The sequence below is a fragment of the Candidatus Wallbacteria bacterium genome (assembly GCA_028687545.1).
Lineage (GTDB): Bacteria > Muiribacteriota > JAQTZZ01 > JAQTZZ01 > JAQTZZ01 > JAQTZZ01.
On record JAQTZZ010000078.1, the window covers coordinates 1 to 12,736 of the forward strand.

Annotated in this window: 9 protein-coding genes; all 9 read right to left on the reverse strand. The window is 48.0% G+C overall.

The annotated features are described in order from the left end of the window. Nucleotides 1-41 precede the first annotated feature (41 nt). Nucleotides 42-497 (reverse strand): hypothetical protein, encoded by a 456-nt coding sequence (locus PHW04_18225; protein MDD2717828.1) that lies wholly within the window; start codon nucleotides 495-497, stop codon nucleotides 42-44. Continuing rightward, a complete protein-coding gene (locus PHW04_18230) occupies nucleotides 490-996 on the reverse strand; it encodes an RNA polymerase sigma factor (protein MDD2717829.1) in 507 nt (168 codons plus the stop codon). Before PHW04_18230 ends, PHW04_18225 begins: the two co-directional genes overlap by 8 nt. Nucleotides 997-1,093: 97 nt before the next feature. Further along, nucleotides 1,094-2,308, reverse strand: a complete 1,215-nt coding sequence (locus tag PHW04_18235; GenBank protein MDD2717830.1) for a serine hydrolase — start codon at nucleotides 2,306-2,308, stop codon at nucleotides 1,094-1,096. 230 nt (nucleotides 2,309-2,538) lie between these two features. Next, complete coding sequence (locus PHW04_18240) at nucleotides 2,539-3,891, reverse strand: hypothetical protein (protein MDD2717831.1); 1,353 nt, start codon at nucleotides 3,889-3,891, stop codon at nucleotides 2,539-2,541. A gap of 105 nt (nucleotides 3,892-3,996) precedes the next feature. Next, nucleotides 3,997-4,824, reverse strand: a complete 828-nt coding sequence (prmC, locus tag PHW04_18245) for a peptide chain release factor N(5)-glutamine methyltransferase (GenBank protein ID MDD2717832.1) — start codon at nucleotides 4,822-4,824, stop codon at nucleotides 3,997-3,999. 15 nt (nucleotides 4,825-4,839) lie between these two features. Continuing rightward, the gene (locus tag PHW04_18250; GenBank protein MDD2717833.1) at nucleotides 4,840-5,394 is read right to left on the reverse strand and encodes a CinA family protein; all 555 of its coding nucleotides are present in this window, start codon (nucleotides 5,392-5,394) and stop codon (nucleotides 4,840-4,842) included. 127 nt (nucleotides 5,395-5,521) lie between these two features. Then, nucleotides 5,522-5,950, reverse strand: a complete 429-nt coding sequence (locus PHW04_18255; protein ID MDD2717834.1) for a phosphatidylglycerophosphatase A — start codon at nucleotides 5,948-5,950, stop codon at nucleotides 5,522-5,524. Continuing rightward, nucleotides 5,944-7,314 carry a 30S ribosomal protein S12 methylthiotransferase RimO gene (gene rimO / locus PHW04_18260; protein MDD2717835.1) on the reverse strand — a complete coding sequence of 457 codons (1,371 nt, stop codon included), beginning with the start codon at nucleotides 7,312-7,314 and terminating at the stop codon, nucleotides 5,944-5,946. The genes PHW04_18255 and rimO overlap by 7 nt, the downstream gene beginning before the upstream one ends. Continuing rightward, nucleotides 7,289-12,736, reverse strand: a 5,448-nt coding sequence (locus PHW04_18265; GenBank protein MDD2717836.1) for a tetratricopeptide repeat protein, incomplete at its 5' end; no start/stop codon positions are given. The genes rimO and PHW04_18265, both read right to left, overlap by 26 nt.

Consider the following 12,736-nt stretch of genomic DNA (forward strand, 5'->3'; position numbering starts at 1 on the left):
AAACGGACTACATTTTTCTTTTTCATAGTATCCTCCTATAATCACCTGGACGGGCCCATCCGGGTTGAACGCACATTTCGCATGGCCTTCGGCGGGCGGGTATTAAACCCGCCCCTCAGGGAAAACAAATGCATTCTGCCGTATTTAAAATATTCTCCAAACTGCATAACCGTTGAAATTAATGCGCCGAGGATCATTCCGGTCAGGATTACCGGCCAGGTCAGATCCAGCTGCAGACTGGGCATTGAATTCAGATTTTCAGAGAGGTTTGCCAGTTGATAAGCAAAGGCCTGGGGATTGATTCTGAACACCAGCATGTCTCCGAACAGGCTGTAAGTGATGAACAGGGCCAGAGTGGAAAGCACTACTCCGTGGAAGCAGTTCCAGAAATGCTCCCTGCTCCTGGCTGTTTCCAGCACCTGCCTGCCCAGTCCGGATGGAGTCTTAAGTTCCGGCTGATTCTCAGAGAGTTCTTGGTAAAAATCTTTGTCAATCATGGCCTATCTCCTTTTTCAACTGTTCCTTGGCATATGCCAGGCGGGACCTGACTGTGCCTACTGGCACCTGTTCGATTTCTGCGATCTCCTCGTAACTGAGATCCTCATAATATTTCAGGTACAGGATGCTTTTCAGTTTTTTCGGCAGTTTATCCAGGCTTTTATTCAGCTCCTCGTATCTCTCGTTCTTCTCAAGGTAATCCTCGTGGTATTCGGAGTTCCGATACAGGTTCAGGAATGAGAGGTACTTTTTCCACTCCCTGAAGAACATCAGGCATTCATTCCTGGCTACTTTGTAAAGCCATGGTTTGACCTGGAATCCTTCCGCTAAAAATCTCTCTTCCTGTGCAGCCTTCACGAAAACCTCCTGGGCTATGTCAAAGCTTTCAGCTTCATCCCTGACAAGGTGCAGGCAGTAGAACATGATCTTCCTGAAATAAAGGTTAAAGACCTGCTCGAACTGCTCTTCTCTGCTTGTTTTGGTTTTTAATTCTTCCATTTTCTGCACCTTCTGACATGATAATGCAAAAGCAGCAAAAAAGTTCGGTGAAATGAAAAAAATGTTTTATAAATTTTTTACTGAATCAAACGAACTGTCACAGCCCCAGTATTTCGCTTGCTATGATCTGGGCAAGCCGCTCTTCTGCATCAGTGTAAACGCCAGACTGGGCCGGATTGGCGCCATTGAGGATGAAGGCCATGCCTGAGTTTTTTGCTGGGCTGAAATACATGTCGCTGCGTATGCCATAGGCTATACCGACATGGCCGTACATTTCCACGCCTGGGACAAAATCGTCCGTGATGTGTATGCCAAGACCCTTCTTCTTATACAGCCCGCCGAATCCATTGCCTTCCCAGTGCTTTTCCAGCATCAGGCTGACAGTTTCCGGCTTGAGTATCTGATTGTCACCGTAAGTCCCCTTGTTCAGGAACATCAGCATGAAGGCTGCCAGATCGCGAGCGCTGACCCTGAGGCCACCCTGGGGGCCGAAATACATGGCATTTGTGCCTGGCTTGTAGGAGGAAAGATTGGGAGCAGCAGGCTTTACCCCTCCGAAATTATCGGTTGAGGCTTGCGGGCCTGAAGCATTGTACCTGTAGCAGACAGCCACTTTGTTGATATCAGCGATGTCCTGAATGTTGAAACTGCCTCTGATCTTAAGCTTGGACAGCACGTTTTCCCTGACGAAAATATCGAATCTCTTTCCGCTGAGCTTTTCCACCAGAGTACCGAGCAGGCCGAAGCAGAAGTTGGAATAATTAAAAGTGCCTGAACCAGGCTTGTAACTCCCAAAATTGGATTTTGAATAGTATTTGCCTCCTGGCACCAGGAATTCCTTTACTGATGGAATTGTTCCGCTGAATGTGGCATTGATCAGGCTGCCGTATGAGTCTGAATCCACAATGCTTGACGTGTGTGTCAGCAGCTGGAGGTAAGTGATTGGAGTATCCGGATAGTTCGGATTGCGAACTTTATATCCGAGCGCTGTGCTGATATCTTCGTTGAGCTGGAATTTACCCTGCTCAAAAAGCGTCATCAGCGCAGTTGCGGTGAAAGTCTTGGAGATCGAGGCCACGCGGATCATTGTGTCAGGCTTCGCTTTGATCCCGCGGGTGACATCAGACTGGCCGTAAGCGCCTTCCCAGACGATCTTCCCGTCTTTCACTGCCACTGCCAGGATCGTGGCAGCATGGCTGTTTTTTAAAAGCTCTGCGATTGCTTTTTCAGCAACAGGATAATCCGCTGCTGCGATCTGCTGCATGAAAGCGCATGCCAGCAAAAAAAATGAAAAGAAATGTTTCCTGAACATTATTCCTCATTATACCTTTAATGATTCAATTCTACCTGGGAATGCACTGAAACAGGCGCATCAGAATGCATCAACATCATAAAAAGAGCCCCTTGCGGAGCTCTTGGATAAACAGTTACTCAAACATCCACCTGCTAAAGTTCACCCCACTACACAGAATTTGTTCCACAAATCCTGTTTCGGGGGTTAAGAAGCTGTAAAACCTTCGCAATGCTCAGGTTTAACAGCTTCTAAATCTTGAACATCTGTAAAATTTTGTTCACATCATCCTGCTTCAATACCCCGGCTTTTGCCGCAGAAAGCAGCGCCTGTTTCACTTGCTCCATCACGGGCTGGATCTTTTTCTTGATGTCGTCCGGGAGCAGTGTATAAGCTGCCGCTGCTTTCTGCAGCGCGTCCCAGTCTTTCTGGTCCAGCAGGATCTGCAGCCTGCTGACCATTTCGTTCACCCCGTCCTCTGCCTCACTAAGCAGCGCGTCGATCTGAGCCTGCTCAGTACCACCCTTGGCTACGAGTTCCTTCTGCTGGTCGAAGATGGCCACTATCCTGTTGATCAGGCTCACAAGCCATTCAGCTACAGGATGGTTCCCCCCTGTTTTGAGATTGAACATCTGGAGGATTTTGTCCACATCCTCTTTTTTCAGGATGTTCGCAGCAGCAGCCTTGAGAAGAGCATCCTTGGCCTTCTCCAGATACGGCTTCAGCTTGGCCTTTGTCTCGTCAGGCATCAGAATGTAGAGGCTCGCCACCTTCTGCAGGAAATCGAAGTCCTTCTGTTCCAGGATCACCTGCAGCCTGTCTGTCTCATCCGACCCTTTGCCTGCGAACATGGCGATGATCTTGTCCACGTCCGCGCTCTTCAGAACCCCTGCTTCAGCAGCCTTCAGGAGCGCGCCTTTGATGCAGGCGAGTGTCGGCTTCAGTTTCTCCTTGGCTTCAGCAGGCAGTTTCTGGTACCAGTCGGCTAAGATCCGGATTTTCGCAAAGTCCTGTTCGTTCAGGACCACCTGCACACGTTCCTCACCCTTTGCCTTTGAGTTTTCATTGATCTGATAACTCATCCCGTGCATGGTGCATTTCACGCAGGGAGCATTCGATTTTCCGTTAACGATCACATAGGATTTGGGTGTGCCGGATGAAGGACATTGCGGGATTTTCTGGCCAGGCATCTGCTCGGCGATCTTGGCCCAGACGATCGGGACTTCAGTCAGATTCAGGTGGGTTTTGCGGGCGGCGTCACGGATGTCCAGCAGATTCCAGTCACAGTTCTGGGCTGCCAGGATGGCAGCGTTAGGTCCCTTAGCGTTCAGTTTGAACATGGCGATGATCCTGTCCGCGTCCTCTTTTTTGAAGATGCCGGCAGTTACACCTTTGTTCAGGCCGTCAGCGAGCGACAGAAGCACAGGCTTGAGCTTTTCCTGCACATCGGCAGGCAGGGATTTATAAGCATCAGCGACCTGCTGGACAAACTTGAAATCAGTGTCTGAAAAAATAACCTGCAGTCGTTCAGCGGAAATTAAATTAGAATTAAAAATAAAAATAAAACTAATAAAGATGATAAAAGAAAAGTTTTTGTACTTCATACTCCCCTCCAGCACTTATTACTTAATACATTTTAATTATAACAACAAACGATTTTCAATGCAAACGTTACAGCCAGACCGCCCGACCGGGAGGTCCGCCACTAGTTACAGCATGACTTTCATGATCCGCCAGAATCCAGCGTAATCCCTGTAAAATCGTCTTTTTCCGAATGAGCCGAAGATTTCTTCCAGCGGTTCCTTCTGATTATCATCGATCTCCAGATAAACCGCGCCGCTCGGGTTCAGGTGCTGCTCAGAGAATCCTGAAATGATCCGGTAAAAATCCAGGCCGTCTTCTCCTCCGAATAAGGCAATTTCCGGCTCCTTCTTCACTTCGGCAGATAGAAATATCATGCGCTCGGCTGAAACATATGGTGGATTGCTGATGATCAGATCGAATTTATCCTGCGGAGCAAAAGCTGCAATATCAGCTTCCAGCAGGGTTACATTATTCAGACCAAAAGACAGGCTGTTCTTCCGGCAGATTTCAAGTGCCGCCTGGCTCCTGTCGATACCCGTAAAATTCCAGCCCTGACGCTTGAGAGCCAGAGTCAGGATGATGATGCCGCTCCCCACTCCGATTTCGAGGCATTTCAGACTGCCTCCCTGCCTGTCCTCCAGAACGGTTTCCACAAGTTGCTCGGTCTCAGGCCTCGGGATCAGCACATTTTCATCCACTGCAAAGGTCTGGCCGTAAAAATGCCACCTGCCGAGCAGATAGGCGAGCGGGATCTTTTCCAGGGCTCGCAGCCGGCTGATCTCCAGCGCCTGCTTTTCGGTTTCAGCAGGAACTTCAGGGTTCTCCAGATAGCATTCGGCAACCTTGCGGTCAAGCAGATAGGAAAGCAGCAGTTCGGCCTCGCGCCTTGGTTCGTGTAAACGGCCTTTGTAGAAAAGATATATTTCCCGGAACAGTTCACGATACGTTTTCACAGTTAATCCTTAAAGTTATTTCTCAGCGCAAGGTTGCAGCCTCGACACTTTTTTCTTATAAATCTGACAGATTAATGTCTGATTCTGTTCCAATGTTTCGCGCAGAAATTCCAGGGCAGCAGCTGCGGCTTTAGTTCTAATCTCTTCCCTGTTGCCCGGAAAAATTTCTTTCCTGGAAATTACATATCGGTTACTCAGGGCTATGGCAAAGAAAACATCTCCGACAAGAACCTCCTGAGGCGAGTTATCGTTTCCCGGTCCGGCCAGGCCAGTGACAGCGAGGCAGACGTGCGCGCAGCCAAGCTTTCTGGCATTCAGAGCCATTTTTTCCGCGAATTTCAATGAATACGGAGTTTCCCTGATCAAAAACGGTCTGGATATTTTCAACATCTTTTTTTTGGCGGACCTGGTGTAAGCCACGAATCCCCCCTGATAAAAAGTCGATGCGCCTGGCAGCGTGGTAATGCCTGCTGAGACAAGTCCGGCAGTAATGCTTTCTGCTGTCGAAAGTTTCAGCCGGTTGGATCTGAAAAAGCCTGCAATCACTTCCATTGTGAGATTTTTGTCCATAGAACCTCTTAAAATGTTTTTTACGCTATCTCCTGGAATGACATTTTGTTAGAGGTTCTTGGAGCACTAACAAAACTCTTCCATCGGATCTGCTGAACAATTACCCTTTCATGCAAAATATGGAGTTTTATCGAAGGTGTCTCCATACTAACTCCAATCCGCCGGCCATAGCGCCGGCTACCAGGTCATCGAGCATGATTCCGGCTGAGCCTGGAACGTTTTCTGCTCGATTCACCGGGAAAATCTTACTGATATCGAAAATCCTGAAGAAGATGAACGTGCGGATCACCTCGGGCAGACTTCGGCTCCCGGAAATCAGCAATGCCAGCCACATTCCGCAGAGTTCATCCGCATTGACATATCCCGGGTCATCTTCTTCGAATTCGCTGGATGTCATCTGGATCAGAAAGGTAAAGATCAGAGTGGTAAAAAGAAAGGCAATCCAATTAAGAGGAGATTTTTTTAAAAATACAAGCAGCAGGGCTGCCACAGACCCACAGGTGCCGGGAGCAGGCAGGTCGCCGAGTCCGCCAAGAGTGATGATTTTCCTCAGCATGCAGTTCCTTCCAGGTCGTAATCCTGCGCTCCGGTAATTATGACATCAGTAAAATCAGACTTCAATTTTTTTCTGCTGTTAAAAAATATCACAGGATCAATTTCCGGTGCTTCGGCAAAGCTTCTTCCCTGATATCCAAAAGGCAGATTCTCCAATTTTTCTTCGACCAGAACCCTGTATTTCCGATGCAGACGGCTCTGATTAAATTCAGCTGAAATTCCAGCCTGTAAAGTCAGTATCCGCTGTTCGCGTGCTGCGGCTGCCCGTGCCGATGGTGCCTTCATTTCGTAGGATGCAGTGCCTTCTTCAGGAGAGTATCTGAAAACCCCTACCCGTTCCAGCTTGATCTTTTCAATGAACCGAAGCAATGTCTGCAATTCCTTCCGCCCTTCGCCCGGGAATCCGACCATCACAGTGCTGCGAAGCACTAAACCCGGGATCTGATCACGCAATCGCTTAATCAGATCAGTCAAAGTCTTTTCAGCATAATTCCTACCCATCAGTTTCAGGATCCTGCTGTCCGCATGCTGGATTGGAAGGTCCAGATATGGCAGAAGCCGGTCCGGAAGCTTCCTGAAAATCTCAATTGTCTCAGCATCAAGATGTGCAGGATGTGCATACATCAGCCTGATCCACGGGATTGTCGTTTCACCGGCCAGGTTTTCCAAGAGACCAGGCAACAGGGTTTTTCCGGCCAGGTCGAATCCATATCTGGTCGAATCCTGCGCCACCAGTATGATCTCCTTGAATCCAGCCTGGTCTATTTGCCTCGCCTCAGAGAGGATGTCACTGACTTTCCTGGAACGCAGGGGACCTTTGATCGAAGGTATCGCACAATAGCTGCAGCGGTTATCACAACCTTCTGAAAGTTTCAGATATGCAAATTTTCTACTGTGGTCTAATTCCCTGATCAGATTGAATTGGTAGTCGGACTTTGCACCGCGTCTATAGAATCTTCCGCCTTCAGAGATGCGCTTCAGATGCGTCACAAGCCTGTGATTTTCCGATAAACCCAGGACAGCGTCCACTTCGGGTATTTCCGTGTATAGTTCTTCTGAATAGCGCTCTGCCAGGCATCCCATCACCACTATCTTCAGCTCTGGCTTTCTTTTTTTGGCTGCAACAGCTTTCAAAATCTCGTCAATGGCTTCTTTTTTTGCAGATTCGATGAATCCGCAGGTCAGGATCAGGTAAAATCCAGCCTCATCAATGCTGCCGGATCTGAAACCTGCATCGAGCAGCAGCCGTTTTAGCCCTTCCCCATCAGTCTGGTTTTTAGGGCAGCCGAGGATTTCCAGATGAAATGTAAGGGCGCAGCATGCTGCGCCCTTACGAAGATTATGCAGACGCTCTTGTTCTCTCAATATGCACCAGGGCTCTCTTGGCATCCTTGGCGAATACGCTGTTAGGATCCATATCGATGACCTTGTTGTATTCCTTGATGGCCTCGTTATACATGTTCTTTATTCTGTAAATGCCGGCCAGCTTGTAATGCGCTTCAATAAAATTGCTGTTGAGCTGCAGGGATTTTTTATACTCGTTGAGGGCCTCTTCTTTCATATTGACATCGTAATTCTCGTTGTAGGCCTCTCCCAGTTCATAGTGAGCCTTGCAGTTGTCAGGGAAGCGCTGCACTGCACGCTGGCAGACTTCGATCGCCTCGTTGTACATGTGGGGGCCTTCGACGGAAGCTCTGATATAAATCATTTTCAGACCCCAGTATGGCCAGAGATAATCCGGATCCATGGAGATCGCCATGTTGAAGGCTGAGATAGCGTTCTCCTTGGCTTCTTCGGAAAAGCCGAAACCCGGATTGAGCTTGTAGTAAGCATACCCGAGCTTCAGATAGGCCACAGGGTCGTTGTACACACTCTTGGCTTCTTCCTTGAGCTTGTTGATCATGGCAAAGAATTTCTTGCCCTTGTCCTCCTCGTTGAGGTGGATATTGTAGAAAATATCGACATTCTTCATGATCGCCTCTCCGTCCTTCGGATCGGCTGCCAGCAGCTTGTCGTAAAGAGAGGATGCTTCCTTATACAATTTGTTCCGCTCATACAGGGAAGCGAGTGAATACAGAGTGTCTTTGTCCTCGCTGTCGATCATCAGGATTTTCTGGAAAATCTCGATGGCTTTCTCAGTCTGATTTTTCCGTTCATACATCTTGGCCAGGGTGTTCAGTATCCGCGGCTCGTCCTTTTTCGATTCCAGGGATTTTTCAAGTTCTTTCACAGCTTTGTCCTTAAAATTCGGCTCCTGCAGACTGTTTTCCGGGAAGAGCATATAGAAGTATCCGAGTTCGAAATGGGCCAGTCCGGTCCGGTCGAGTTTGGCTTTTTCCTTAAGTTCCTTGTGGACTTCCTCGACATATTCAGTGTCTGTCTCTTTGAGATAGATTTCCTTATATTGATTGATCAGCATAATGCGAAGTTCGATATTGTCGGAGAAGAATTCCACTGCTTTCTTTAAAAAGCTCACTGCCTCATCCGGCTTGTCAAGCCGCTCTGCGAGTATACCAGCTCTCATGTAAACATCGCGGTATTTAAAATCCCGATCTATATCGATGATACGCTGGTAGGTGAAATAAGCTTTGGTAAACATGTTTTTCTGGTCATACAGCCTGGCCAGCCTGTAGTTGGCATCAAGGTTTGTCGGGTCGAGATCCGTCACGTATTCATATTTAAAGATCGCACTGTCGAAGTCTTTTTTCTCCTCGAATTGTTTGGCCTCATCAACAGCCTTCTGCACTTCCTTGAAAGTTTCCCTGGCCTGAAGCTGCGAATAAAATTCCTGGGCAGCCTTGTTGGCCGGCTGCACCTTCTGGATCACGTCGAAACAGGCGCGGGCCTCGTTGACCAAACCTTTCGATTTATAGATCTCGCCTAATTTTTCGAGAGCAGGCACGTTTTCGTCGTCTTTCCTCAAGACTTCTTTCAGCTCCTTGATGGCCGGGTCCAGATCACCTTTGAGCCAGTAAGCTTTCCCCAACTCAAAATGCGCCTCAGTATTGTTGAAATCCAGCTCCAGCACTTTGGAATATTCTTCGATTACCTTGTCGATCAGACCGCGTTTCGAGTAAATCTGCCCGACGAGGAAATAGGGTTCGATCAGTTCAGGTGAAAACGCCTTGACCTTTTCAAGGCATTCCAGGGCTTTGTCGACCACGTCCCGTTCATAGTAAATCCTGCCAAGTTCCAGATAGGTTTCAGGATATTCCGGATTCAGATTCAGCGCTTCCTCGTACTCACGGATGGCATTCTCCACCAGCCCGCGTTCCTTGTAGATCTTGGCTTTCTTGAATTTTTCCTCAATCACTGCACTCTGCTTGTGACGCTGCAGCTGACGGAAATTTTTAAGCGCTTCTTCGCATTCCGGTTCGACTTCCAGCACTGCCTTGAATTCCACCAGAGCTTCCTCGTTGACTCCGCGACCCACATACAGCTTGCCGAGTTCCAGATGTGCTTCCCAGGTTTTCCAGTTTTTTTCCACTGCGATCTTGAATTCATTGATGGCATTGCTGATCATCAATTCGTCGTTGTATGAATTTCCGATTGCTGCATAGACCTTTCCCAGCTCGATCCTGGACGGGATGTTTCCGTCCTCTTTCTCCAGGACATACTTGAATTCAATCACTGCCTTGTCCAGAAGGTTACTCTGGTTGTAGACCTTGCCAAGTTCGATGTGGGCAGGCAGGAAATCAGGATAATGCTCGATAATTTCACGCAGTTTCTTGATGGCCTGGTCGAAATGCTGCTTGATGGCAAAGATCCTGCTCAGCGACAGTTTGGCTTCGAGGAAATTGGGTTTCAGTTCCAGGATTTTTTCCAGCACATCCTGTCCCTTGTCCAGTTCGCCATTTTCGATATAGCAATTGGCCAGCTGAAGATAGATGTTGAAATCAGTATCCTCTTTGGAAAGGATCTTCTTGTACATCTTGATGGCCTCGTCGTAGTTTTTCTTCATGTAGTAGAAATTGGCGAGGTTTTTGAAATTTTCCATGTTGTCCGGTTCAAGTTCAGTCAGGGATTCTAAAGCTTCAATCGCCTTCTGATACATCTTCAGGTCGCTGTAGATCCTGGCTAAATATCTGCACGCATCAAGATTGCCTGTGAATTCCTGCTTGGTCTGCTCAAAGAATTTGGCGGCTTTCTCCAGTTCGCCCTTGCGGTAATACAGTTCTCCAAGTTCCACATAAAGTTGAGGCGATTTCTCGCCAAGGCTCAGCACTTTCTCGAATTCGGTTTCTGACTCGTTGAACTTTCCCTGGATCTTGAAAATCTGAGCCAGCTTGCTGTGTGCTTCGCGTTCGTCATATTTCAGCTCCAGGATTTTCTTATACTCCAGCACGGCCTGATCGAGCTTCTGCCTGTTCTGATAGATGCTGGCAATTTTATATCGAAGCGCGATGTCGTTGGGACGCCGTTTGATCAGCGACTGGAAAACGTCGAAAGCCAGGTCTGTTTCATTGAGCAGAATGTAAAGTTCGCCGATCTTTTCCTCGACCTCGATGCTCTTTTCGCCGAGACTGAAGGCTTTTTTGTAGTTGCGCAATGCTTCGACGTAACTCTTTCCTTCGAATTCCACATTGGCAAGGATCATGTAATACTCGGCCTTTTCAGGATTGAGTTCAAGCAGCTTCCGGAATGTTTCCAGAGCTTTTTCAGTCATTTCCATCTTCAGGTAAATCTTGCCGATATGTTCAAGCGCAGGCATATCGTAAGGTTCGAAATTCAAGACTTTCTTATGATATTCGAGGGCGTTGTCCCATTCAGAGAGATGTTCATAAACGTTCGCCAGGCCGCGGAAGCCTTCAGTGCTGGAGGGTTCGAGCTCGATATACTTCCGATAGTAGTTGACGGCTTTGATGAATTCTTCCTGGTTGGTGGCGATCCTGGCCAGCTTGATATAGACAGGGGCGTAATCTTCTCTGATCCTGAGAATCTGCCTGTATTTATCAAGGGCTTTTTCAGTCATTCCCTTGCGTTCATAACTTTCCCCGAGCAGGTAGTGAACTTTGGGATCTCCAGGGGCAAGCTCTTCCATCTTCTGGAATTCCTCCAGGGCTTCCAGTTCCCTTCCCTTGATGCTGTAAATTTCACCCAGTTCGAATCTGACTTCAGGATTGTTCGGATAGCTCGCGGACAATTTCTCGTATTCCTCCAGGGCTTCATCGTACCGCTTCTGAGTCGCCAGGATCCTGCCCTTTTCGATCTGCAGAGCCACATCGTTCCTGTCGATCTCGATCGCCCTGTTGATGATCACCATGGCTTCGTTGAGCAGTTCCTTCTCTTTATACTTACGTGCGATTCTCAGATAGACATTGCTGTCCTGCGGCGAGAGAATGATGGCTTCTCTGAATGCCAGCATGGCTTTCTCGGTCTGGTTGAGCTTCAGATAGGCTTCACCCAGTTCGAGGAAAAGTGTGGAATTCTTGTAATTGTTTTCCACCAGCTCCTGATAAAGTTTGATCGCTTCCTGATACTTGCCGAGTGCGAATTTGCAGCGGCCGAGCATGAACTGGAGTTCGAGCTGACCTTTGAAACGATTGATAACCCTGGTAATGGTCTTGATGGTTTCATCATAATTCTTCAGCTTGAAATAGGAATCTGCAAGATGATAATAGGTGTTGACTCCAATTTTCTCCGCCGGGACCTTTTTCAACATCTGGTTGAAGGCTTTGATGGCTCTGGGATCGTCTCCCAGCTGATAGTAAAGTTCCGCCAGTTTTTCCTGGGCTTCCACGAATTCAGTGTCCAGGGTGAGGGCCTTCTCAAGCCGTTCTGCGGCATTGCGCAGGTTGCCCTTCTTCTCGTCTTCCAGAGCCAGCTTGAAATAAACCCTGGCATTTTCCGGATCAAGTTCACTCGCTCGGCGGTAATATTTATTGGCCTGATCCACCATTCCTTTCTTCTCATAAACTGTAGCCAGATGGAAATAAAGCTTACCCTGTTTGTCGTCGATCTTCAGCGCTGACTCGTACCTCGCAATGGCGTCATCCAGCATGCCTGTTTCTTCATAGATTTCGCCAAGCATCAGATTTGCTTCCATGTGGTTTGAGTCAAGTGCTATCACCCGCTGGAATTCAGTGATCGCCTCATTCACCAGGTACTTATTCTTGTAAAGTTTACCCAGCTCGAAATGAGCTTTGATATTGTTCGGGAAAAGTTCCAGTGTGCGCTTGTAGACGGTTTCCAGATTGTCGAAATCCTGGATTTCCCAGTAGATTTCTCCCAGGCTGTAAATCGCATCCAGATACTGCGGATTAAGGTTGAGGGATTTCTCGTAATTCCTGATCGCGTCTCCGTTCTTGCCGAGGCTGCGATATGCTTCAGCCAGCTCGAAGTAGAAGATGGGGTCGCGCGGCCGCAGCTCAATGGCTTTTTTAAACAGTTCCACCATCTTGTCAAAATACATTTTGGATTTATAGATGCCGCCGAGGCGGTAGATCACATCGATGAAATCAGGATTGATTTTAAGGGACAGCTCATATGCCCCGATCGCTTCCATGCTCATCCCTAATTCCTCGTACGTCACGCCCAGTTCATAGTGCACTTTGGCATTGTTCTTATCGATAGCCAGAGAACGTTCCAGGTTTTTCCTGGCCTGTTCGTAATCGCCCTGTCTGAAATAGATGCTGCCCAGTCTGATGTAGGCATCCACGAAATCGGCATTGAACTTGACAGTCTGGAGATATTCTTCCAGGGATTCCTCAAGCATCTGCAGGTTGTAATACACTTCACCCAGTTCGAAATGGTAGGTCGGATTCGCGTCATCGAGTTTCAGGGCCAG